Origin of the sequence: Buttiauxella sp. JUb87 (assembly GCF_004361975.1) — a bacterium.
GTDB classification, from domain to species: Bacteria; Pseudomonadota; Gammaproteobacteria; order Enterobacterales; family Enterobacteriaceae; genus Buttiauxella; species Buttiauxella ferragutiae.
Genome location: NZ_SNVY01000003.1, coordinates 317,326 through 340,568, shown reverse-complemented (window position 1 = coordinate 340,568; position 23,243 = coordinate 317,326). Strand labels below are relative to the sequence as shown.

Annotated in this window: 18 protein-coding genes and 2 pseudogenes; 9 read left to right on the top strand and 11 right to left on the bottom strand. The window is 46.2% G+C overall.

Annotated elements, in window-relative coordinates:
• Nucleotides 1-400: 400 nt before the first annotated feature.
• On the bottom strand, nucleotides 401-1,123 hold the full coding sequence (locus EC843_RS13615) for a FadR/GntR family transcriptional regulator (protein ID WP_064548789.1): 723 nt from the start codon (nucleotides 1,121-1,123) through the stop codon (nucleotides 401-403).
• Between the two features lie 365 nt (nucleotides 1,124-1,488).
• Here EC843_RS13615 and EC843_RS13610 point away from each other — a divergent pair, with 365 nt between their 5' ends.
• The 3 genes from EC843_RS13610 to EC843_RS13605 all read left to right on the top strand — a co-directional run bounded on the left by EC843_RS13610 (nucleotide 1,489) and on the right by EC843_RS13605 (nucleotide 4,653).
• Complete coding sequence (locus tag EC843_RS13610; RefSeq protein WP_208111322.1) at nucleotides 1,489-2,829, top strand: MATE family efflux transporter; 1,341 nt, start codon at nucleotides 1,489-1,491, stop codon at nucleotides 2,827-2,829.
• A 533-nt stretch (nucleotides 2,830-3,362) separates the two neighbouring features.
• A complete protein-coding gene (locus EC843_RS24550) occupies nucleotides 3,363-3,536 on the top strand; it encodes a hypothetical protein (protein ID WP_157092971.1) in 174 nt (57 codons plus the stop codon).
• 67 nt (nucleotides 3,537-3,603) lie between these two features.
• Nucleotides 3,604-4,653, top strand: coding sequence for a polysaccharide lyase family 7 protein (locus EC843_RS13605; protein ID WP_133522400.1), 1,050 nt, complete (start codon nucleotides 3,604-3,606; stop codon nucleotides 4,651-4,653).
• Nucleotides 4,654-4,778: 125 nt separating this feature from the next.
• Here EC843_RS13605 and EC843_RS24965 read toward each other — a convergent pair whose 3' ends face one another.
• The 4 genes from EC843_RS24965 to EC843_RS13580 all read right to left on the bottom strand — a co-directional run bounded on the left by EC843_RS24965 (nucleotide 4,779) and on the right by EC843_RS13580 (nucleotide 10,163).
• Complete coding sequence (locus EC843_RS24965; protein ID WP_064548792.1) at nucleotides 4,779-5,048, bottom strand: polysaccharide lyase family 7 protein; 270 nt, start codon at nucleotides 5,046-5,048, stop codon at nucleotides 4,779-4,781.
• 146 nt (nucleotides 5,049-5,194) lie between these two features.
• Entirely contained in the window at nucleotides 5,195-5,551 is a 357-nt protein-coding gene (locus tag EC843_RS24825; protein ID WP_064548794.1) for a polysaccharide lyase family 7 protein, read from the bottom strand.
• Between the two features lie 299 nt (nucleotides 5,552-5,850).
• Entirely contained in the window at nucleotides 5,851-8,007 is a 2,157-nt protein-coding gene (locus EC843_RS13585) for a heparinase II/III family protein (protein ID WP_064548796.1), read from the bottom strand.
• Nucleotides 8,007-10,163, bottom strand: a complete 2,157-nt coding sequence (locus EC843_RS13580; protein ID WP_133522398.1) for a heparinase II/III family protein — start codon at nucleotides 10,161-10,163, stop codon at nucleotides 8,007-8,009. Before EC843_RS13580 ends, EC843_RS13585 begins: the two co-directional genes overlap by 1 nt.
• 310 nt (nucleotides 10,164-10,473) lie before the next feature.
• Between EC843_RS13580 and EC843_RS13575 the strand changes: the two genes are divergently transcribed.
• From EC843_RS13575 to EC843_RS13565, 3 genes and pseudogenes are all read left to right on the top strand, one after another.
• The gene (locus EC843_RS13575) at nucleotides 10,474-10,809 is read left to right on the top strand and encodes a cupin domain-containing protein (protein WP_064548800.1); all 336 of its coding nucleotides are present in this window, start codon (nucleotides 10,474-10,476) and stop codon (nucleotides 10,807-10,809) included.
• A gap of 591 nt (nucleotides 10,810-11,400) precedes the next feature.
• Nucleotides 11,401-11,541: pseudogene (locus EC843_RS13570) on the top strand (IS3 family transposase); the annotation flags it as partial.
• Between the two features lies 1 nt (nucleotide 11,542).
• Nucleotides 11,543-11,759 (top strand): annotated as a pseudogene (locus EC843_RS13565) (IS3 family transposase); the annotation flags it as partial.
• A 61-nt stretch (nucleotides 11,760-11,820) separates the two neighbouring features.
• Here EC843_RS13565 and EC843_RS13560 read toward each other — a convergent pair.
• A complete protein-coding gene (locus EC843_RS13560) occupies nucleotides 11,821-12,513 on the bottom strand; it encodes an outer membrane beta-barrel protein (protein WP_064548806.1) in 693 nt (230 codons plus the stop codon).
• A gap of 652 nt (nucleotides 12,514-13,165) precedes the next feature.
• On the opposite strand from EC843_RS13560, the gene EC843_RS13555 reads away from it, so the two are divergent.
• On the top strand, nucleotides 13,166-13,936 hold the full coding sequence (locus EC843_RS13555; RefSeq protein ID WP_064548808.1) for an IclR family transcriptional regulator: 771 nt from the start codon (nucleotides 13,166-13,168) through the stop codon (nucleotides 13,934-13,936).
• 14 nt (nucleotides 13,937-13,950) lie between these two features.
• On the opposite strand, the gene EC843_RS13550 is transcribed toward EC843_RS13555, so the two are convergent.
• The 4 genes from EC843_RS13550 to EC843_RS13535 all read right to left on the bottom strand — a co-directional run bounded on the left by EC843_RS13550 (nucleotide 13,951) and on the right by EC843_RS13535 (nucleotide 20,188).
• Nucleotides 13,951-15,573 carry a glycoside hydrolase family 43 protein gene (locus EC843_RS13550; protein WP_133522397.1) on the bottom strand — a complete coding sequence of 541 codons (1,623 nt, stop codon included), beginning with the start codon at nucleotides 15,571-15,573 and terminating at the stop codon, nucleotides 13,951-13,953.
• Nucleotides 15,574-15,583: 10 nt separating this feature from the next.
• The gene (locus EC843_RS13545) at nucleotides 15,584-16,963 is read right to left on the bottom strand and encodes a glycoside-pentoside-hexuronide (GPH):cation symporter (RefSeq protein ID WP_064548813.1); all 1,380 of its coding nucleotides are present in this window, start codon (nucleotides 16,961-16,963) and stop codon (nucleotides 15,584-15,586) included.
• 333 nt (nucleotides 16,964-17,296) lie between these two features.
• Nucleotides 17,297-19,264, bottom strand: a complete 1,968-nt coding sequence (locus EC843_RS13540) for a YjhG/YagF family D-xylonate dehydratase (RefSeq protein WP_064548814.1) — start codon at nucleotides 19,262-19,264, stop codon at nucleotides 17,297-17,299.
• A gap of 15 nt (nucleotides 19,265-19,279) precedes the next feature.
• Nucleotides 19,280-20,188, bottom strand: a complete 909-nt coding sequence (locus EC843_RS13535; protein WP_133522396.1) for a dihydrodipicolinate synthase family protein — start codon at nucleotides 20,186-20,188, stop codon at nucleotides 19,280-19,282.
• Between the two features lie 365 nt (nucleotides 20,189-20,553).
• Between EC843_RS13535 and EC843_RS13530 the strand changes: the two genes are divergently transcribed.
• Both EC843_RS13530 and EC843_RS13525 read left to right on the top strand, forming a co-directional pair.
• The gene (locus EC843_RS13530) at nucleotides 20,554-20,853 is read left to right on the top strand and encodes a DUF1889 family protein (protein ID WP_064548818.1); all 300 of its coding nucleotides are present in this window, start codon (nucleotides 20,554-20,556) and stop codon (nucleotides 20,851-20,853) included.
• Nucleotides 20,854-21,243: 390 nt separating this feature from the next.
• Nucleotides 21,244-22,785, top strand: a complete 1,542-nt coding sequence (locus EC843_RS13525) for a peptide MFS transporter (protein ID WP_064548820.1) — start codon at nucleotides 21,244-21,246, stop codon at nucleotides 22,783-22,785.
• Between the two features lie 57 nt (nucleotides 22,786-22,842).
• On the opposite strand, the gene EC843_RS13520 is transcribed toward EC843_RS13525, so the two are convergent.
• Complete coding sequence (locus EC843_RS13520) at nucleotides 22,843-23,178, bottom strand: DUF1294 domain-containing protein (protein ID WP_133522395.1); 336 nt, start codon at nucleotides 23,176-23,178, stop codon at nucleotides 22,843-22,845.
• Between the last annotated feature and the right edge of the window lie 65 nt (nucleotides 23,179-23,243).

Here is a 23,243-nt window from a genome sequence, read left to right as displayed (position 1 = left end):
GGCATTTGACATGTTATTTGATAACCGACCGCCAAGTAACCCTGCTGTCTAATGAGGTGAATGACCGTGATAAACCTGTCTCGACAGTTTGGCGCTCCGATGACCTAACGTGAATGCACCACATGATATGTAATACAATATTATTATAATTTCAAGGAAAAGTGGTTAAGTATGAGAGGTTGCGTGAATGTCTGGCTGAAAAGATTCAAATTCTATCAGGGAAATATACCCGCCCTACTTCCAGTGGCAGAGTGTTGGCAACACTTGCTCACACCTGTGACAGACTTAAGTGAACGCAAGGGAATTAACGAGAGACACTTGTCTCTCGCCGCAGGTCTATTTCTCAATCATTTGCAAGGAGCTAAGCACGTGTTTCGACGTGTTTGATGTCCCAGATAGGCTAGCTTGTTGCTGACGGTAAACGGTGTTTGGAGTCCAACAGATGATTCACTGAGGCTTGACGGGCTTTCTCCGCATTCCCTGTCATTATGGCATCATAAATCTGTCGATGTTCATCAATGCAGGTGTTTCCCTCTTCCGAAGAGTGCGCAATGAAATTAATAAACATCGTGGTTAACACATGCCCAAAGGGTAAGAAAAAGTCATTACCTGTAGAGATGAAAACGATGCTGTGAAACTTGATATCCACATCTAACCATCGTTTTTTATCAAAGACTTGCGCGTTGGCAACTTCTAACAATTCCTGAAAAGCTTCAGATAACTGGATGCGCTGTTCAGCCGTGGCATTTCTGGCCGCAAGGGCGCAGGCCTCTGGTTCAATCGCTCGGCGTAGCCCAAGGAATTGTTGGCAAAACTGATCGATTTCAGTTAGCCCGTCCATCCATTCAATTAACTGTGGATCTAAAAAATTCCAATAGGCACGCTGTATCACTCGGGTGCCAACTTTTGGACGTGACTCCAACAAACCTTTTGACGTTAGCAGTTTGATTGCCTCACGTAGCGCGGTACGGCTAATGCCAAATTGCCCACACAGTACAATTTCCCCAGGAAGTAGAGAACCTTGAGGTATTTTTCCGGACAAAATACTGCGCGCAATTTCGCGCGCCACTTGTATATGGAGGCTTCGCCTGGAGTCGGAAATGGAATGAAATTCGCCTGGCATAAATTGCTCGCAAACAATATGTATTATTTAATTTTCATCATATCACTCCGAATCTTATCTACCAAGTATGGCATTAATAACCAATATTGATCCGGTCAGCATATTTCGTTTTGCCGCTCAAGACAGAACGTGAGAGCGACTCGTCAACGCTACTCGGAAAGCTGAATCTGAATAAATGTTAATAAATTTATGTTCTCCGCTCGAGTTTGATGTTAAAAAGATCATAAAGTGTTATTGTATTACTTATTGTGTAATCTGATGATAACTTAGGTGACGTAGAGTGTTTAACAAGTTAAATGGCGAGCCCGTGTTGAACACTATTTCGGCGACTGGCCTGTGGATGAAGTGTGTTGATGAAATCTTATATGAAAAATAATCTTTCACTGGCATGGCCTTTAGCTATCAACGCATTACTGATGCAGTCGATGTTAATGGTTGATACCTTTTTTGTTTCGCCTCTTGGGGAGGTCTCCCTCGCTGCTATGGGAATTGCCACGACAATAGTCTCTTTCATTCTTGGTATACAAATGGCATTGGCGAATGGTTCTCAGCTTGTAATGAGTCGAGCGGTTGGTTCAGGAAGCATGGTGCCCATGAATAAAAGTTTCTGGGCCGCTCTAATGATTAATGTCGCCAGCGCCATTGTATTTTGGATACTTCTTGCACTCTTTGACCGCGATTTAATAGCCCTATTGACTAATAATACAGCACTTTATGTACAAGCGGAGCGCTATCTGGAATTGGCGAAATTCATCATTGTGATAAACGCCATCACTCAGGTGCTGATTGCATTGTTCAATGCACAAGGAAAAACTAAAGTTGCGTTTGCGGGCTATCTCATCGAATTACCCATCAACGCGATGGCCTCTTATCTTTTCATCCACGGTTACAGTGAAATTGAAGGTCTTGGTTTGCAAGGCGCTGCTGCGGGCAGCTTGCTGGCTATATTCATCAGGCTCGGTTATTTGATGCATTGTCTTCAGCGTGACCGCACATTGGTTTTGTCGGTTAAGAATCTTGATGCTTCATTAAAAACAAACACTTTGAATCACTTACGGGAAATTTTTCCAGTTGCAGCAAATGTTACGATGCTACAAGTAGGTGCAACTCTTTATATGTTACTTTACTCCCAACTCTCGCTGAATGCTTATGTAGCAATGACCATTGTTATGCCGTGGATTAAAGCGGGTACTCAATTTATCACTGCATGGGCACATTCATCTGCGATTACGATTAGCCAAGCCATAGGTTCAGGTAATGTCGAAAAGTTAGTCAAAAATGTGGATATCAGTATCAATATAGCCGTGATCATTTCTTTTTTTTCGGCGGCATTTTTTTGGGTTCTGAGTTTGGTGTTGCCTGCTTTGTATCCAGACTTAGACCATTCTACTTACCAGGCTCTTTCGGTGATTGCCCCGTTATATATTTTTCTACCTATTGTTAGAGGTTACAACACGGTACATGGGCATGTGTTGCGGGCTTTAGGGAAAACCACAGGCGTGTTTATCATTAACTTCATCGGACAATGGCTTATCTCAATCCCATTGTGTGCATTGATAATATTCTATTTTGATGCGGGGATTTTTTGGGCATTCGCGATTATGCCCTTGGAAGAAATAGTGAAAACGCTTCCTTTCCGGTCCTTGGCACGACAATCTTTGAAGGCTTTCGATTCGAAAAAAGCAAGAAATCTAATGCACGACTAAAGGTGGTTTGGTCTAAACATTCGTTTTAATTCCACTCGTTTTCTAAGGTTTAACCTAAGCGTACAACACGAACCGTATTGAGAAAACCCTGTATTCAGCAGGCCGTTCGATGCTCCATGATAGTCGTGTACCGACCAGTCTGCGATGACATCAACCATAGGATTAAGCTAGCGCGCCGGATCACATCGTATTTTTTGCATGCCCCTCTCTAACTCTCCAGTAAGACACCACGTTCACCTCAGTGATCTGTACAGAATAGCCACATTGTTAAATACATCAGATGATGACCTGGCGGTTCCCGCTGTGTTTTTTCAACGGATTGATATGTAAAATTTTTTAATGGGGAGGTATCTGCACAGTGTGTGCCGTTACGGGTGTAGCTGTCGCATTAAGTGATCATTATCACAATGGTGATATAATAATACAAATTGATTTGTTGTTTTTTAGGGGTAATGATAATGTCAGCGTGGGTAACGAAAATAGATATTTTTCAACCTATTGTAGGTTAAGCGATGGTGAATAGGTAAATCTTTATGAAAGTTAAAAAATTACGTTGGATAATTGTAGGCCTCATCGGCTTAGCTGCCGTAATTAATTATATAGATCATTCAGCATTACCTGTTATGTTGCCCTGCATTTCAGCACTGGTGCCACTAACACTAATATCAGAATTTTTCTCAAGTGAGATTAAATCAGTAGAAAAATAACTAACGGTTAGTGTCACTAAATTATCTCATGCTAAGTCTGTAAGTATAAAAACTATTGAGGTTTTATATGTTTAATAAATTATTTTGTCTGTCTTTGTTAGTGGGATTATCATCAAATGCATGGTCGACTGAAACACATGTTGATGTTTTACCCGCCGATCAGTTTGATATGTCAAACTGGAAATTAACCTTACCTTTAGATAAAGATAAAAATGGTAAAATAGATGAGATAGAAGGTGTGGCGATGTACTACTTCTCTCACCCAGACTATTTCTTTTTAGATGAAAATAAACAATTAGTATTCCAGGTTCCGAATAAGGCGATTACCACTTCAGGCTCTTCAAATGCCCGTTCTGAACTTCGTCAAATGGTTCGCGGAACGGATACGGGGATCAGTGTCAAATCACCGAAAAATAACTTTTCTCTGGCAGTGCATCCTGAAGCCAAAACATTCGGTGCTATTGGTGGAAAACTTGATGGGACGGTCAAGGTTGAACATGTATCCTTACATGCCAAACATCCTGAGAAATATCCGGCTTTCTCCGTGGTCGTTGGTCAGGTGCATGCGAATAAAGACCCAGCAATGATTGAGGCTAAAACTGGGTTTGGGTATGGTAATGAGCCCATTAAAATTTTTTATAAGAAGTGGCCACATCATAAAACTGGTTCCGTTTTCTGGACTTATGAACGTAATTTGGCAGAAAAAGATCCAAATCGTGTTGATATTGCCTATCCAGTATGGGGCTACACCTGGGAAAATACAAAGGATCCGCAAAGTTCAGGTGTTAAATTAGGTGAAGAATTTAGCTATAGAATTAATATTATTGGCAATGTTATGCATTTATATTTTACGGCACCAAACCATAAAACCGTTAGTTATAAAATAGATTTGTCAAACAATGTTGATGCCAACGGAAAAGTTGATGAAAAGGATAACTCTCATGGCTATTCAGGTGACTCATTTTATTATAAAGCGGGTGCGTACGGACAATGTAGCGTGAAGGATGGTGAAGGCTTCTGGTCTACAGGTTGTGCGGGTACCGGTGATTTTGTCGTTGATAAAGCGAATGGTGACTATAACCGCGTGTCTTTTTCAAAGTTACAACTGAGTAAGTAATCCGTAAAACAAAAAACCAGCCTCAATATTAATATATTGGGCTGGTTTTTTTCCGTGTCATGAAGGTTACTTAAAGGGCAACCTTCCTTACTTTAATGTGTCGATTTTAAATAATAAAAGGTGGCTTATGCATAGTCATCTGGCTTGCCGGTTTTGTTTTGGTTATAAACGCCGACTGTATAATACATATATTGCCCCGTTTCGTTATAGCCACTTTTCGATATATCAACCGTTTTTTCAACGTCTTTGTGACCTGCCAAAATCAGTCTGAAGTTGAGTTTGTCGCCTGTAATATTGATACGATACCTACATTTCTCACCCAGTTTTATCCCATCGGCAAGCTCCCCATAAATGGTTGCATGGTCGCTGTAACTCGGCTGCAATGTTCCAATCATCTCGTACTACTGCTCATCACCAAACCCTTTGCGCGTTCGTGGGCAAAATAAATGAAACCTTTTTCATGATTCGGGAGTTTAAGGTAGTAAAGCCTGATAGGTTCATCATTATTGGCGTGTATTTGACCAATCATTACGCGTCCAACCTACCAGTTAATGCCGGTAGTGTTCACGAGATCTACGGTCAGTGTTGCTTCCTGCGTCCCATCAATGCCACCGGCTTTTTCTTGTTCACTGCGCGCAATGGATGAGAAGACACGGTTGTTATTATTTACCCCCAGGAGAGAGATGTCGGTATCTCTATTGCGGAGCATTTCACGCAATTCCGAGCGGGTGTATGTGGTGTTCTTCGAGGTTTTTGGCCCGGTGACAGGGGTGGTAAATACCATTCCACATTGTTCATTAAAGGTGAAAAAGTTCGGGCTGGTGTAACCTGCAACCAACTCTTTTTCTTTTATTTGATCTGCTTTTTCGGCGTTATTCGCATCCGCAGGTATGGCCAAACTTATCTGCGTTTGAGTGTGAGATTGCGTATGTCTGGGAAGAAACTGCTAAGGTTGAAGCAATCGCAAAGCCGGTTTTTAGCATCACAACTGATTAGTTACGAGGGCAGAGTAGGTTCATCTTTATAGACCTCCAGTTTATCCCCTTCATCCTTCAAATTGCCGGTGCGTTGGCATGACCTGGCCACCCCAATCACCGATTTGACTCAGTGATTGGAGGGTTATCGTCGCCGCTATCTTGAATGCGTTAGGATATCTATTGTTGTTAGATCGTCATTACCTATTGCGCAGGAGTTGGCTTATTTTAAAATACGGGCAAAGGCACCTTCCCAGGTGTATTTAACACCGTCGAACTCTACGGTGTGTTTTCCTTGCTGTTGTGTATCCGCCAGATTGCAAATAGCAAAGTGATAGATGCTATCGCAGGTTGTTTCAATGCGAATCACCGTGCCGACATCGTTATCACCCACCACGTGGATTGATGTAATCCTGCCACGAGCCCCCACTGACGCCTCGATGGACTCGTTGAAGTAGCCATGGGTTTCCAGAACAGAAGCGAAAACATGGTCCTTTCCAGACTGTCGGATTATTAGAGCGGGTTCGCTTTTCAGGTTAAAATTAGGATCATTGGCTCCAGTGCGGGTGAAGAACACCTCTCCCTCATTTAGAGCACTGGTGATGAGTGAGTAATAGCTCCTGCCGTGCAGCCAGCTTACCAGTGAACTACCTTGCACTTTCCCGGATCCCAGGTTCCACAAATGCTGATATCCGTTATCAGCACCCATCGGTTTCAAGGTGCTTGCTGCGTGATAGCTGAAGTCAGTGCGGATGAGCTGCCCAGCGTAATGCACCGGGAAATCATACTGATGCTCCTGCTCAGATTTAATGCGAAAAATATCAATAACCAGTGTTTTTTCAAACGCTTCAAGTTCAGCCAGAAGCACACTACGCTGCATGTCTACACCATCGTAGTAGTCCTGTATCCGGCCACTCATACCCTGTAATTCTTTATTATCTGCGTTGAAGAAAACCCTGGAACCAAAACGTTTTTCCGCAAGTGCGGTATCAAAATGGTTTTGAGTTTTTTGGTCAACGGTGACGGTGTTGTGTGCGACAGTCTGTTTACAGTACGAAGAGTTTTCCGGGATATAACGACCACCAAATTTTGGCTCAATATTAACCCAGCGGCCAAAACCGTAATCGCGGAGCACTTCATGCCCGCGATTAAATACGCTCAGGTGCAGGCCATCGTAGTGGCCATGATCCAGCGCCGAGTGATATTGATGGTCGCTACCGTGTTGACCAAACCAAATGAGTGCCATGGTGTCGTCATTTTTTTCATCACGGTGGCGTAAAATACCCAAGCCGCCTTTTTCGCCTTTCGGACCGTCGGTGACAAACAGACTTCCCCAATCGAAAGGTTGAATATTTTCTGCGGCATCCACTGCATCTGACAGGGTTTTACCGGAGGCATGAACCCATACGTTTTGCTGGTGGTTTGCCATACCCAGCAACGTGTCAGTCTGCTCGTAGCGATGGAAGCAGACCGATGTCGCCATGATCACCCCTTCATCATTAATTGAAATGCTTTTCGATGAATCGTTGAGCGCAGGTAAGGTGCCATCAGGGAATGCAGTTTTAAACACCGCATAAGAAGTGGTTTTTATCACGGAATTATTGAATTTATAAATATTGATCTCTGGCTGGCGTCGCTCAATAGCTTCAGCAAAAAGGTAGATTGGACGAAGCGAGAAGCGGTGGTAATAAGGCCCTTCCATATAGTATCCATCAGGCGAGAATAACTGTGCCAACTGAGCTAAGAAGCCACCACTCATGCTGTCGTTTTTCAAGCCGTAAAGCGCTTTATCTACGGCGGCCTGGTCGTTGATGGCGTAGCCACAAATCCCCACAGCGGCAACAGCCCACAAACCATGGTTGTGTACGATGTCGAAATCATGACCATAGGTCACGACGAACAGCTCAATCATTTGCTTGAACAAATTTGTTTCAATGAATGTTTTCTGATCTTCAGACAAGGTGTGGTAAATGCAGCTATAGGCGCAGGATGCGTAAAGCATCCACATATTCTCGTTCAGCGTTTGATGGAATATTTTACCCGGTGGGTTACTGTCGCGGCTGATATTGCTTTCAAGTGTGGGATAAACATTGGCATATGCACTGAGCATTTCGACAATGTAGTCACGATACTTTTGCTCGCCCGTGATAAGGAACAGGCGACCTGCGAGATCTATATGGATGTAGTTCTGTTTATGGCGGTTATGCTCATAACCGCCACCTTCGCCATGACCAGGTACTTCAATACCCACGTCCACCATATAGCCGTGCGTTTGTTTAATGTCGCGAGCCAGCGCCTGGCCGAGTAGAGTATCAGTGCCAAGACTTTTTTTAAGTTCCGCGGCTTCAGCAAAGCTCATTAAAAGTGGTTGGTAATCCATTATTGTTTCTCCAGGTCTAAAGCAATGACTTCAAATGCGTAATAACCCTGCCAACTGAGTGTTTTACCGTTGAGTTCAACTTGATGATGGGTTTGCTCGTCAGCGTCAGGTCGGTTACTTATCATCACCGTGACCTGCGATTTCTTCGTGGTAATTACCACAATGCTGCCAATTTCGTTATAGCCTACGACATCGATACACGTCACTTGGCCACGCGCATTCGTGGATTGCTCAAACTCTTCATTAAAATAGCCGTGTGTTTCTAGCGCGGAAACAAACAGGCTCGACTGACCTTTGTTGCGCAGAATGAAAGCGGGTTCACTGCGTAGGTTGAAGTTCGGATCGCTGGCACCGGTTCGCGTGAAGATCACTTCATTATTGTGATTTGTGCTGGCCCCAAACCACGTGTAAAAGGTGTGGTTCTGCAACCAACTAATCAGAACTGTTCCTTGGGCTTCACCGCTTGCGACGTTCCAGAGGTGTTGATAACCATTGCTCTGCGCAAGCGGGTGAAGTTCGGCGTGATTCTGGTAGTCGAAGTTAGTCCGGATTATTTGACCGTCGTACTGATGTGAGTAATCGTATTGATGCTCTCCTTCGCCTTTTACCCGGTAAACATCAAGTAACAGCGGCGCTTCTAGCTCATCTAAATTCAATAAAAACACGCTGCGCTGCATTTCAAAATCCGGGTAGTGGTTATTGGCAAACGCACTCATCCCTTTGATATTTGGCGCGTCAGCAACAAAGAAATGCGGTAATGCGTGTGCCTTATCGGCACGTTCAACATCAAAATTATTCTGACTTAACCCATCAATAGTGAGTGTGTTATGCGCAATCGTTTGACGGGCGTATGATTTGTTCTCATCCAGGTAACGGCCGCCGAATTTTGGTTCCACATTAACCCAACGGCAAAAGCCGTATTCACGTAAAACTTCTTGGCCTTTATTGAAGAATGTAATGCCGAGGGTATCAAAATGGCCATGCCCCATGCCGTGTTGGCCATAGTTCATGACCAGTTGTGACACATCGCCAGTTTTGTCCTTCATGCGAATGAAGCCTTGCGCGCCATTATTGCCCTCCGGCCCTTCATTCAACTCTACAGAAGGCCAGAAAGGTGGGCTGATTTCGCCCTGACTTGCGGCGTGTTCCAACGCTTGTGAGAGTGCAAGGCCGCTGGAATGCAGCCACACTTTGTTTTGAATTTTCGCCATGCCCAGAATATTGTCGTCAAGGCCATAGCGTTTTGAGTAGACACTGAGTGCAACCTGAACACCCTGATCAGTGATGGACATAGAGCGAGAAGCATCATTGAGTGCCGGAAAGGTTCCGTCAGGGTAAGCGGTGCTAAGTAAGGCCTGAATGGTATTACCAATCACCTGATTTTTGTAGTTATAGATGTCTAGTTCCGGCATGTGGCGGTGAAGAACTTCAGCGAATAGACAGGTTGGGCGAATCGAGTAACGGTGGTAATAAGGCCCTTCCATGTAATAACCCGATGGCGCGAACAATTGTGAAATTTGCGCCAAAAAGCCTCCTGAACCATTCCTTTCCAGGCCATAAACGGACATATCCAAATATTCACGTTTACCGATTGCAATACCGCAAATCCCCACGGCAGCCACCGCCCAGATACCATGGTTGTGGATGCGGTCGAAATCATGGGCATATTTAATAGTAAACATTTCCAGCATCGGCTCAAAAACACCTTTAATCACCCGCTGGCGTTCTGTTTCTGTCATGGTTGCCGCGACGTCGGAATAGGCGAGGCTGGTAAATATCAACCAACATTGCTCATTTAAGATCTGATGGAACAGACGGCCGGTTGAGTTGGTATTTTTTTGGACGTGAAAACCAAAGGTAAGATATTTGTCGGCATAAATTGCGAGCAAATTTTTCACAAACTGCGCGTATTGCTCTCTTCCGGTGATGAGGTATAAGCGCCCGGCGAGGTTCATGTAGGTGTAGTTTTCTTTGTGCCGATTGTGTTCGTAACCACCTGCCTCGCCGTGGCCCGGCACATCAAGCGCAAGACTCATGAAAGTGTCTAATTTTTTGCAGTTGGCTTCGATAGTTTTGCCCATCAGGCTTGGCTTGCCGACCTCCTTACGTAGCTGATCTATTTCTGATTCTGTTAACAACACCGACTGAGTGATCATTATTGGGTCCTGAATAAATTACTGGGTATGTTTCCACCTCCCAATAAAGTAATACAATATTAATTTAGAGTGTAGTGGCGTAACAAGAAAAGGAGATGCGAGTCATGAAAAATTGTAAAAATGTTATTCTTTCAACGCGCTACTTTTGCTTTCTCAGGATCTTTCGGCTTGTCATAGCATGGTCATCATGACTAAATTGCCTGTATATTGAAGTCAGTCACATTCAAACTCACATATTGTATTATTATATGCTCACGGCATCAGATTTTGACTGCCACTAACTTTAATAAACGCATTCAGGAGTTTGATAATGAATCCATTCTTTATAGAAGAAGAAACCCAATGGGAAGAGCTGCCAGGTGGCATCAAGCGTAAAATCGTGGGTTACACCGATGATCTGATGGTCGTGCATCTTTGCTTTGATAAAGGAGCCATTGGCGCACCGCATTCACATGAGGTTCACGATCAAATTGGCTATGTCGTAAAAGGGAGTTTTGAAGCAGAAATTGATGGTGAGAAACGGATTCTGAAACCGGGGGATGGGTATTTTGCCCGCAAACTCGTGACGCATGGTGCCGTAGCATTGGAGCAAGATAGTATTCTGCTTGATGTGTTCAATCCAGCCCGTAAAGATTTTTTAAAATGATGCCTCAGTCTGTATCGCCTCGGCTTACCATTTAATAGTATTGATTATAAATAATTTTAATAATCAATATTATTTATGGCGGTAGCGGCTGCTCACGTTTACTGGATTGGCCGCTACACAAATTCACCGGATGTGTGATTTACCCGCTAAGGGAAAAGCCCTCAGAACGGCGACGTTCACGATCGGCAGGAAACGATTTCAGAACTTATGATACCGAAGAGGGTAAAACACTCAATTCAGCGACCAACTGAAGAACAGGTACAACAGAGATGTTCTTGCCACAGTGCTGGCACGCTCTTCCCGATGCTGAATCAACAACATAACAGTAAAATTGTGGGAATGATTTACATCCTGCAATTCGCTATATTAATCGTGAGTCACAACGACTCACGATCATTTAACAAATACTGCCCCCCATCTTGCCGTCAGGGGGCTAACTGATCGCCATTAACATCCAATATCTGCCCGGTAAACTGACCTGAATATCCTGGCTGAGATGGGTAAAAAACTGCAGGCTGAAGAGTATTCGGTGAGATGGATGCCGAAATGCGTCAGCAAGTAGAAGTCCAGAAAGCATTTTTCCGGCAGTATCCGGAGCGGCGAAGTTGCCGGGATAAGCGCGATGCCGTACTAATGCCTGAGATAAAGCGCGTATACAAAGAAAACTACAGCGTTGACGGTGTGCGTAAGGTCTGGCGGCAGCTAAAACGTGAAGGTGTCAGTGTTGCCCGATTCGAGGAAAGGCAACTGTCTGGATAATGCGATGGCTCAAAGTTTTTTTTAGCACTCTTAAATCGGAGTGTTTTTATCTGAATAGGTACGACAGTATCAATGAGCTAAAACAGGCCGTTGATGAATATATCCATTATTACAACCATGAACGTATCAGCCTGAGACTGAAAGCCCTGAGTCCGGTGGAATACCGAACCCAGGCCTTATTAGCCGCCTGATGCAAACTGTCCAACTTTATGAGGTCAGTTCAGAAGAGGGCTATTGTTTTGGTGTCGTTTCTTAAAAATAATAATTCACACGTAGAGTGACTTCTGAATAATCCGTTTTGAATTTCGGATAAGCATCATTGGCACCAACTGGGGTAAACGCGTCACTTTCCCCTAAGTCTGTATAACGATATTCAAGGGCCGTCGAGAAGTTGTCGCTAAACTTCCATTCAACACCCGCACCAACGTTATAACCCGCGCGGGTATCATCAATTGCTGTGTTAAATGCCGTGCCGCAATCCTGAACGGCTGGGGCTGGATTAACCGAGCATCCCTTTGCTAATTCCATTGAGGCAACGGTTAAACCTGCGGTGACATATGGCAACCAGTTACCAATCGCATAGCCAGCTTTGAAATTTAAATTGAATGCCTGATTAATATCTACTTCGTCATACCATGAAGAATGTGACGGATTATTGAGGCCGCCGCTAATGTTGGCTCCTGAAAATCCGGTTTCAACCCCTAAAACAATATCGTTATCCAGTTGCCAGTTATACCCGGCCTGAATGCCGCCGATAGTTCCATCAATATCGCGTGGAGTTCCATGTGGCTCGCCTGCTCCCGGAGACACAGAAACATCCTGATTAGTTCCGCTGCCATAACCAAGGTTTCCACCCACATACCAGCCATCGAATGATTTTGCGGAATCGGCAAAAGCCGAGCCGGATGAAAGTAGCATTACAATTACTAATAATGTTTTACGCATCTTTCCCTCTGCAATCGGATGTTTAAATTAAGTTCTGCGTTGTTTTTTTGTACTACATGCCGAAAGCAGGTTAGCGTTATTGTTCATTTTTACAGCGATTTTTTTATTCAAAAAAATCAATATAATGTGTTGAAAATTTTAAAAAACACATCTGCCATCTGATAGTGTGGTCAGACTATCGGCCAGGCCTTCTGCAAGCAGCCGTATGGCATCTCAAAGTATCAAAACAAAGACACGCTCGCGCTCCGCAAAATCTCGGATGGAGCTATCATTATTGGTCAAGGGGTATCGCAGAATGAAAAGCGATATCAACCAAAGAAATAGCAACTACTACATCGTCGTGGGTTTAACAGACAGACTCCTGCGCACCATTAAAAATGACTTGAAAATGGCGACACAAAAACCTCTGAGGGCACATTTGGAGGTGTTTCGTTAAGTAGTGCTTTAAAATAACCATTTAAAATAATCAATTATGGATTTATATCGACTCCTGTAGGCATTTCGCCTTTATACTCCCTAAAACTTTCTGTCCCGACTTCTACACCAATAACTCCCCCCAGCCTGAAACCGTGAACAATGGTTTAATTGATTTTATTGCGCAAAAAGAGTACGTTCACGCGAGGAATTTTTATTGTGGACGGTACATAAAATTATGCCAATAATTCAGTCGGTTGAGCGTGCCTTACAGATTCTTGACTTGTTTAACGAGCAAGCAACAGAGCTGAAAATCACCGAAATTAGCCAGCTCATGGGTTTGAGCAAAAGTACCCTCCACTCCATTCTGAAAACACTCCAGCTTCATGGTTATATCGATCAGAACCCTGAAAATGGCAAATATCGTCTGGGAATGAAACTGGTAGAACGCGGCCATTTTGTTGTTGGTTCGATGGATATTCGTCAGAAGGCGAAAAGCTGGCTTACTGAGCTTTCGCTTAAAACCGGCCAAACCACACATCTCGGTGTCCTGGATGGAAACGAAGGTGTGTATATAGAGAAGATTGAAGGGAAGCTTGCGGCTATCGCTTATTCACGTATTGGCCGCCGACTGCCCGTGCATTCAACCGCAATTGGTAAAGTTTTAATCGCCTGGCTTAGGGAAGCGGAACTGAAAACGTTGCTGCAAAACTATGAGTACAGCCGTTATACCCCCGCCACAATCTGCACTCGTGAAGTATTACTGGATGCGCTTGCACAGACCCGTGAACTTAGTTATTCCATTGATAATGAAGAAAATGAGCAAGGTGTTCGCTGTGTTGCTGTACCCGTGTGGAACCATGAATCCAGGGTGATTGCAGCACTCAGCCTTTCCACACTGAAATCCCGGGTGGATGATAACCAGCTGGATGTGTATTGCCAGTTACTGAAAGAAGCCGGTCAGCAACTTTCTGCTGAACTGGGCTACCCGGCAAAAATGCGCAAATAGCCCAGTATTGCGAATTAACTTTCTGCTGCTGGCTGGTAACTGAAATAATCAAAATCGGCGTGGCAGCCATCACCACTGATATCTTCGCAGTGCAGTCCGACAAACGCCCCGGTAAAGAAGCCCCGCCCAGCGATATAATCATCGGATAGCTTCCACGCCTCAAAGGTTAGTGGGATCGTCTGCCAGTTTTTGCCATCGAACGAATAGCTGTAGTAATAGCTCAGTCGGTCCACATTCACTCGTAACCAGACGCTCTCCACATTATCGGGTACCTGAATCGGCTCATCGTGTAACGGCCAGGCAGGAACATTGCGGTCAAGTTGAATGATTTTCAGAGTGCGGCCTCTCCCCTCTTCCCAATCCATAAAACAGTACGACCAGTTTTTAGTGTTGTAATAACAGGTCAACCCGGCGCTTTGTTGGAAATGGGCCGGTGAAAACTGCATTCTGGTTTCGGCCTGGAAAACAAAGTGTTGCCAGCGCCGCGCCACCGTTGACTGGGTGAATCTTGAGTTCAGGGAATCGTTGCCGTACAACCGCAGAAAACCCCGGTGCTCGGTCAGTGACCCTAAGTTTTCATCAAATGGAATACGCAGGGTTTGCAGCTCTGGGTTAAGGCTCTCGCCATCAAAATCTTCAAACCAATTCTCATCATCTGTTGGCGTGGACTCCTGCATTTGTGGGCCTGCGACCGTTTGTGCTGCGTGTTTTCCACCTTTCACATACGGCCAGCCATCGCGCCACTCAAGGCCGGTAATACCTGTTTCTCTGCCAAGCGAGCAATAACCTCGCCCGCCCGCAGCCAGCAGCGGAATACCCGGCAGCCTCTGAGGGCGGCTGGTGAGATAGGCCATATACCATTCACCCGTATGGGTTTCCAGCAACGATCCATGCCCGCTTTTTTGCAATGGATTTTCTGGCAAATGCCAGCTGGTCATGACCGTTGTTTCCGGGTGGAGCTCCCACGGGCCATCGAGTGTTGTGGAACGGAGCACTACAACCGCATGTTCGTAGCTGGTTCCACCTTCAGCGACCATCAGATAGTAATAGCCCTCTTTCTGATAGATATGCGCCCCTTCGGTGTAGCCCAGCGGGGTGCCGGTAAATAGGGTTTTTCGCTCTGAAGAGAGCTTTTTCTGTTCAGGGAAATACTCCTGCAACACGATGGTATTATGCGGATTACTGTGATGCCGCGGTCCCCACGGGCGATATACGTAATATTTTCTTCCGTCAGTATCGTGGAACAGCGACGGGTCAAACCCGCCATTTCCCATCGCGACAGGCTCGCTCCATGGCCCTTCGACAGAAGGTGCAGTCACCAGGTAATTACGACCATTTTTCCACGGTGAGTCGACAATTTTCACATCCGTATACAGCAGCCAGAACTGCCCATCGGCGTAACTCAGGCAAGGCGCCCAAATGCCACCAGAATCCGGGTTGCCTTTCATATCCAGCATCGATACACGATCCAGCGGGCAACTCACCAGCGACCAGTGTTTCAAATCCCTGGAGTGGTAAATACGCACGCCAGGAAACCATTCAAAGGTCGAAGTGGCAATGTAGTAATCCTCTCCCTGACGGCAAAGAGAGGGATCAGGGTTAAAACCTTTCAAAATCGGATTGGTAATGTTGTACATTTTTTTCCCCTTAGTTTGACGCCGCGACCGTGGTACCCGAAATCTCTTCTTCCTTGCGCGCGCGATTTTGCAATAGCTGCTGACTGATTTCTTCAACGCGTTCACTGCTCAGTTTGTACATCGACAGCATGATAAACATCCCCACGTACAGTACGACCGGCACCACACAGAACAGAATTTTTATGGTATCTAAGACGTTATCCGGTTGAACCACGTTGCTTGCGGAGTAATCAACAAAGGCGAGGATCCAGCCCACCACCGCACCACCAATCGCCAGGCCAATTTTCAGGCTGAACAAATAGGTTGAGAAAACCAGGCCATCAAGACGGCGCCCACTGCGGCTTTCCTCGTAATCCACGACGTCCGAAGCCATCAGCCATTGCAGTGGTGTGGTGGTATTGAAAATAAACAGGAACAGAATATTCAACGCGAATATCAGACCAATACTGTGAGATGGGGTAACAAAAATAAGCAGGCTAATCACTGAATAAACCACGATTATCCATTTAAACGAGGTGACACGGTCAAAACGTCCCAGTAGGCGGGATGAGCACAGTGAACCCAGCATGGTGGCGATACTGCCATAGAGTAAAAATTGGGTTGCAAGCTCTGGGTGATCCATAACGTATTTCACGAAATAGAGTGTTGCACCGCCACGAACCACGTTAGAACAGGTCGCCATCATTTTGAAGGCGCACATAATTCGCCACTGGCTATTCCCAAACAGATGCCTGAGATCTTTTTTGATTGAAGAATTAGGTTGGACCTCAAAAGTGTAACGTTCTTTTGTGGCGAAGAAACAAATTAAAAGAAGTGCCACACCGCTAATACCCAACACACACATGGCACCGAAATACCCAACCTGCTCATTGCCTTTACCAATAATTTTCACCAGTGGTAAAGCAATACCACTTATTGCCAGGGAACCCGCAGCTGCCAGGAAAAAACGCCACGATTGCAGCGCATGGCGCTCTTTTGGATCGGCAGTAATAACACCAGGCATTGCACAGTAAGGCACATTAACAAAGGTATAAACCAGCGTGAGTAATATATATGTTACCGATGCGTATATTATTTTTCCCTGAGCGGAAAAATCAGGGGTATAAAACGTCAGAACACAAACAATACCGAAAGGGATCGCCCCCCATAACAAGAATGGACGGAATTGTCCGTGGCGTGTTCGGGTCCTGTCGACCCACAATCCCATAATGGGATCGGTCACCGCATCCAGTACCCTGGAGACCAGAAAAAGTGTGCCCATGATGCCTGCTGAAAGCCCAAAAACATCGGTGTAAAAGTAGGCAAGCAAAAACATGGTTGCCTGCCAGACAAACCCGCAGGCGGTGTCTCCCAGGCCATAACCAATTTTATCTTTCATTGTTAACTGCATTTTTACCCCCAACTCATAATAATATGGATTAAATTACCAACAGCAGGGACCTACAAAATGAAAAAAAATAAAACCTGCACTTTGCCAGGAATACACCCTTTATTTTTGTGACTTTAAACAAGCTGCTTAATAATCCAATTGTAGGATTCATCCATAAGCACCATCAATAATCATTTTTCACTTCATAATTATGATTTCTGGTTTTTGTGATATCGCCCGCGTGATATAAAAATACCTTCCAAATAATTCATTAATCAGAGTTCACACTATTATTTTTATTAAGACGTGCGTCATCACCGGTCAAATAAAAACCGGTGATAATGAGATTTTTAATTAAATACCGAGTGCTTTTTTCCCGGCATTAATAACTTCTATAATTTTATCGGTGTCATAAATACAACCTTTCCAGGTTCCACCGCTTACAGACTGTAATGCCGCCCACAAACGGGTGTCATCTGGTAAATAGTCGTGAGGATGTAAATCAGGATGACTTTCCCGCTCAAGTAATACCTCCACCCCCTGTTCAGGCGTAAGAGGAATATCTTCGCTACCAATAAAGTTCACAGATCCACTGAGTGAATGACGATCAACGACAATTTCAATAATATCATTATCACGCAATTTCCCAATTGGCCCGCCTGCCAGCGCTTCCGGTGCGACATGACCGAGACACGCACCGGTTGAAACGCCAGAGAATCGCGCATCGGTTATCAGTGAAACTGTTTTTCCCCAGGAAATATGCTTCAAAGCGGAGGTTAACTGGTAGGTTTCTTCCATTCCCGTTCCCGATGGCCCACCACCTATTACCACCATAATGTCGCCCTGTTCAATATCGCCATTCTTAATGGCCTTAATCGCCTGAGCTTCCGCAACAAATACCCGCGCCCTGCCGGTATGGCGATAAACGCCATCTTCATCAACAACTGAGGGATCAATCGCCGTCGCCTTGATGACCGAGCCTTCAGGTGCAATATTGCCTGTCGGGAAAGAAATGGTGGAAGTCATGCCGCGTGCTTTTGCAGCACTCGGGGACATAATGACGCTATCAGGATCGACACCGTCCTGATCCAGTAAACACTGACGGAATTTTTCACGGCGCTCGGATGCTTCCCACCAGTCGAGGTTTTCACCTAATGTCTGCCCGGTGACCGTCATCACATCTTCATGGAGCAGCCCAAGTTTACGCAGATGCAGCATCACTTCTGGCACACCACCGGCCAGATATGCCCGCACCGTCGGGTGATAATCCGGCCCGTTCGGTAACACACTCACCAGACGCGGGACTTTTCGATTGATTCGTGCCCAATGCTCAACATCCGGCAATGTACAGCGTGCCGCATGGGCAATAGCAGGAATGTGCAGCAGTAAGTTAGTGGAACCGCCAAACGCCGCATGAACCACCATCGCGTTTTCAATCGCTTTATCCGTGAGAATATCGCCGGTGGTGATCCCTTTTTCATCCAGCGCGAGGACGGCACGAGCGGACTGACGAGCGATTTCCAGCCAGACTTCCTGCCCTGAAGGTGCCAGCGCTGAGTGAGGTAAAGCAAGACCCAGTGCTTCTGCCACCACCTGTGCCGTACCAGCCGTTCCTAAAAACTGGCATCCCCCTCCCGGAGACGCACACGCCCGGCAACCTAACTCAGCAGCTTCTTTCAAAGAGAGTTCATGGTTGGCGAAGCGTGCACCGATAGTCTGAATTTTACCGGCATCCTCACCAAAAGTAGGTGGCAATGTAGCGCCACCAGGTACCAGGATGGTCGGTAACTGGTGCATTGAAGCGAGCGCAATCATGGTTGCAGGCAAGCCTTTATCACAAGTTGCCACGCCAATCACCGCACGACGAGTTGGCAATGAACGAATCAGACGGCGAAAAACAATCGCGGCATCGTTGCGATAAGGCAGTGAATCAAACATACCATGAGTGCCTTGCGAACGGCCATCGCAAGGGTCGCTGACAAACGCAGCAAAAGGAATACCGCCATGGCCCGTTATCTCTCTTGCCGCGGCGGCCATCTGCAAACCAATTTCCCAGTGCCCAGTGTGATAACCCAGTGCCACAGGTCTGCCGTCCGGCTCCCGAATTCCCCCCATGGTCCCCAACAGAAGCACTTCTTTTCCCGTTAGTTTATTGGCATCCCAACCCATACCCGCATTTTGCGTTAGGCCGAACAGATTTCCACTTGGGGATTCCAGCAGCATTTTTGGCGTTAACGGTAATGCCCCCTGCGGCCCTGCGGCATGGGTTTTAACCTGGTAAAAAGCGGCATCTTGCGGTGTAAAAATTGACTCGATTGACATTGCTATGCTTCCCACTCAACACAGTTCAAGTTGTTTCAGGAGTGCCCCAAGCTTTTGCCGGCGCTCTGCGTCAAGCGGCGCACATGGAGGATGGCACCAGGTGGATATATCCCTGCCACATAGCACAATAGCTTCTTTAATCACGTTAATAAACGGAGTATCGAGTTGATAAATTTGCGGAATTTGCAGCAGTTTTTGGTGCAGGCTCGCAGCTTGTTGTAAATCTCCGTCACGGAAGGCACGCAACAACCCGACCGATAGCTGCGGGGCAAAATTGACGCTCGCGGAGATGCCACCATCCCCCCCCAACAGCAACGTATTAAACAGGTGATCATCAAAACCGCACAGTACAGAAAAATGCGGATGAAACGCTTTCACCTGCACAATCATGCTGCGTAAATGGGCAACGGAATCAATAGTGTCTTTAATTCCGACAATATTTTTTCTCGACTCAACCAGCTGTTTAACAATTGCAGGAGTCAGGTCTTGCCCTGTCAGTGCCGGAAAGTTATAGAGGATCACCGGCAAGGTTACACTGTCCGCCACCTGCTCGTAATAACGAAACAGATTTTGCTCGGAGACTTTCCAGTAATAGGGGTTAATCACCACAATGCCATCGGCACCGTGAGTTTGTGCATGCTGGCTGAGTCGAATGGTTTCCCGGGCGTTGGTCCCACCGGTCCCAATGAGCACCGGAACGCGATTATTTACGTATGCAATCGCAAACTGAGCTATGTCCTCACGCTCTTCTACAGAAAGCTGAGAGAACTCGCCCCCACTCCCCAGAAAGAACAGCCCATCAACGCCAGCATGAATAAGATCGTCAATCAGCTCACCAGTACCCACTTTGTCGAGGTGGCCATCCGGCGTAAAAATAGTGGAGACAGGGGGAATTATTCCCGAGAACTGCACAGTATCTTGCATAAAATCCCCTTTTAAAACATATGGTTTAGTATTTTGTTCTACATTATAGAACTGCGTTCTTTAATTTAACTCAATACTAGTCCACTTGCGCTGATGGCGTAAACCATCCAGCCGGTAGTTGTTGTTCATAATTCAATCCAGATCACAGAACGGGTTGAAATGAGCCACCAGACACTCGCCCGCTTTATCCGCATAGACCGAAACGTCATTTGGTCATCAACTAGCCACCCCGTCAGCTGTATCACAAATATTAAAAAAAAATGCTTATCCTGAGCAGAGGTGACTTTTATCTCATATGGTTAGCTGATAGATATCAATGTATACAAAGACTTGTTTTTTACATGGTTAATTTTAAGGATAAGAATATGCCAGCAGTCGTTGATAAAGCATTGGACTACATTGGCGGTATGAACACATCAGTGTCAGTGCCACATTCCATGGACGAAAGCACAGCTAAGGGGATGTTTAAATATCTGAAGGAGTTGGGGGTACCGGCAAGCGCTGCTGATGTTACCGCACGAGGCGATCAGGAGGGATGGAATAGTGACTTCACGAAAAAAATGGCTGGTTGGGCTGAGAAGATAGAGTCTGGCAACCGTGTGATTATTAAAAACCCTGAATACTTTACTTCATATATGCGGGAGCAACTCCGAGAGCTAGTGTGAGTATCCCCTTCGCAAACAGATTAATTTTTCCGGACGCTCACCTTCAAAATATGTGAGCGTCCGTTCTTCCTGAGTGTTAAGCACTATCTCCCGCCAGAATCTCTCTAAGCCGACTAGCTTTCGATCACACTGAGCGCCATATGGCGGTTTTTGCCGCGTTAGCATAACTTCAAAACTCCCCCCTGGATGCCAATCTACATCTCATATCTTCCGCTATAAAATCTGTAAAAGTGGACATTTCTCGACTTTTCATCTAAAAGTTCTGCGGTTGGCGTTAGACAAATCCAGCTATCTAATAATAATTGCTGAGTGTTAAAGAGCGGCAAGTCAGCTAGCCGCCGGGCATTTCGCCACTCATAAAAACAACGACGCACCTTCTTTGGAGAATTTATGCAATCCTCGGTTAACCACAACGAGAGCCGAACCTTCTTCGGTCATCCTTACCCACTAGGCTCACTGTTTTTCACTGAAATGTGGGAGCGATTCTCGTTTTACGGGATCCGTCCCTTACTCATTCTGTTTATGGCGGCGACGGTTTACGACGGCGGTATGGGGCTTGCGCGTGAAAACGCGTCAGCCATCGTCGGTATCTTTGCTGGCTGTATGTATCTGGCAGCACTGCCTGGTGGGTGGCTTGCCGATAACTGGCTCGGGCAGCAGAAAGCGGTCTGGTATGGCTCGATTCTCATTGCCCTCGGCCACCTGTCGATAGCCTTGTCTGCTGTGTTCGGCGACAACCTGTTCTTCATCGGCCTGATGTTTATCGTTCTTGGCTCTGGCCTGTTCAAAACATGCATCTCGGTCATGGTTGGGACGCTGTATAAAAAAGGTGATGCGCGTCGGGACGGCGGTTTCTCGTTGTTCTATATGGGCATCAACATGGGTTCGTTTATCGCACCACTGATTTCCGGCTGGCTGATAAAAACCCACGGCTGGCACTGGGGCTTCGGCATCGGTGGTATCGGAATGCTGGTTGCGCTGGTTATTTTCCGCGTGTTCGCCGTTCCGGCAATGAAACGTTACGACAGTGAAGTGGGCCTGGATTCAACCTGGAACAGCCCTGTTGCTAAGAAAAAAGGTGTCGGTGGCTGGTTGCTGGTACTGGCTGCCGGCACGGCGGTTATCGTTACACTGATTGCACAAGGTGTGATCGTCATTAACCCCGTGGCGGTTGCCAGTGTGCTGGTATACGTGATTGCGGCGTCGGTAGCGCTCTATTTTATCTATCTGTTCATGTTCGCCGGGCTTAACCGCAAAGAGCGCGCCAGGCTGCTGGTTTGCTTTATTCTGCTGGTTTCTGCGGCCTTCTTCTGGTCTGCGTTTGAGCAAAAACCCACTTCGTTCAACCTGTTTGCGAACGACTATACCGACCGCATGATCGGCGATTTTGAGATCCCTGCCGTGTGGTTCCAGTCAATCAATGCGCTGTTTATCATTTTACTGGCACCGGTGTTTAGCTGGGCGTGGCCGCGCCTTGCACGAAATAACATCCGCCCAAGCAGTATCACCAAGTTTATCATCGGTATTTTATGCGCCGCTGCGGGCTTTGGTTTGATGATGCTGGCGGCACAAAATGTCTTGAACAGCGGCGGAGCGGGTGTGTCGCCACTTTGGCTGGTCGGAAGCATCCTGATGCTGACACTCGGCGAGCTGTGCCTGAGCCCAATTGGGCTGGCGACCATGACATTGCTGGCACCAGAAAGAATGCGTGGCCAGATGATGGGACTTTGGTTCTGCGCCAGTGCGCTGGGTAACCTGGCGGCAGGCCTGATTGGCGGGCATGTGAAAGCCGACCAGCTGGATATGCTGCCTGATCTGTTCGCACGTTGTTCTATTGCGTTACTGATTTGTGCGGCGGTGCTGTTCGTCCTGATTATTCCAGTACGCAGAATGCTGGAAAATGCCCAACAAAAACCGGCGACCCATGCCTGATTTGTAATATCGTCACCCGCAATGAATGAAAGAGGCCGGTCAGACGACTGGCCTTTTTCATTGCCAGACATAGCGTGATAACGCCACCAGCACCACGATATTCACCATCACACTAATGATGAACCAGGTTTTAAACGGCTGCTTTTGCGTTTTATGGCGGAAAACCTGCTGACCGACAATCGCGCCAGGCCATCCGCCAACCAAACCAAACATCAGCAAAGTGGACTCAGGCACTCTGCGCCAGGCTTTGCGAGCCGCCATTTTATCCGCACCGTAAATCACCACCGTCAGCAGGTTAGCAAACAGGAACCACATCACCACAGGGTGAGGCAGGAATGCGCTGCCCATAGCCGCTAAGGCCAAAAGCAAAAAACAGAAACGATTGAGATTCATACCATTAATCACAGAGCTTTTAGCAAAAAAAGTGCACAATTATATCCGATTCAGAAACATTAAAT

What these genes read in the sequence shown, in the direction of transcription:
- EC843_RS13610 (WP_208111322.1), top strand. Translation starts at nt 1,489, where the DNA reads ATGAAAAATAATCTTTCACTGGCATGGCCTTTAGCTATCAACGCATTA.
- EC843_RS24550 (WP_157092971.1), top strand. Translation starts at nt 3,363, where the DNA reads ATGAAAGTTAAAAAATTACGTTGGATAATTGTAGGCCTCATCGGCTTA.
- EC843_RS13575 (WP_064548800.1), top strand. Translation starts at nt 10,474, where the DNA reads ATGAATCCATTCTTTATAGAAGAAGAAACCCAATGGGAAGAGCTGCCA.
- EC843_RS13545 (WP_064548813.1), bottom strand. Translation starts at nt 16,963, where the DNA reads ATGCAGTTAACAATGAAAGATAAAATTGGTTATGGCCTGGGAGACACC.
- EC843_RS13605 (WP_133522400.1), top strand. Translation starts at nt 3,604, where the DNA reads ATGTTTAATAAATTATTTTGTCTGTCTTTGTTAGTGGGATTATCATCA.
- EC843_RS13530 (WP_064548818.1), top strand. Translation starts at nt 20,554, where the DNA reads ATGCCAGCAGTCGTTGATAAAGCATTGGACTACATTGGCGGTATGAAC.
- EC843_RS13535 (WP_133522396.1), bottom strand. Translation starts at nt 20,188, where the DNA reads ATGCAAGATACTGTGCAGTTCTCGGGAATAATTCCCCCTGTCTCCACT.
- EC843_RS13580 (WP_133522398.1), bottom strand. Translation starts at nt 10,163, where the DNA reads ATGATCACTCAGTCGGTGTTGTTAACAGAATCAGAAATAGATCAGCTA.
- EC843_RS13520 (WP_133522395.1), bottom strand. Translation starts at nt 23,178, where the DNA reads ATGAATCTCAATCGTTTCTGTTTTTTGCTTTTGGCCTTAGCGGCTATG.
- EC843_RS13550 (WP_133522397.1), bottom strand. Translation starts at nt 15,573, where the DNA reads ATGTACAACATTACCAATCCGATTTTGAAAGGTTTTAACCCTGATCCC.
- EC843_RS13585 (WP_064548796.1), bottom strand. Translation starts at nt 8,007, where the DNA reads ATGGATTACCAACCACTTTTAATGAGCTTTGCTGAAGCCGCGGAACTT.
- EC843_RS13555 (WP_064548808.1), top strand. Translation starts at nt 13,166, where the DNA reads ATGCCAATAATTCAGTCGGTTGAGCGTGCCTTACAGATTCTTGACTTG.
- EC843_RS24965 (WP_064548792.1), bottom strand. Translation starts at nt 5,048, where the DNA reads ATGATTGGAACATTGCAGCCGAGTTACAGCGACCATGCAACCATTTAT.
- EC843_RS13540 (WP_064548814.1), bottom strand. Translation starts at nt 19,264, where the DNA reads ATGTCAATCGAGTCAATTTTTACACCGCAAGATGCCGCTTTTTACCAG.
- EC843_RS13525 (WP_064548820.1), top strand. Translation starts at nt 21,244, where the DNA reads ATGCAATCCTCGGTTAACCACAACGAGAGCCGAACCTTCTTCGGTCAT.
- EC843_RS13615 (WP_064548789.1), bottom strand. Translation starts at nt 1,123, where the DNA reads ATGCCAGGCGAATTTCATTCCATTTCCGACTCCAGGCGAAGCCTCCAT.
- EC843_RS13560 (WP_064548806.1), bottom strand. Translation starts at nt 12,513, where the DNA reads ATGCGTAAAACATTATTAGTAATTGTAATGCTACTTTCATCCGGCTCG.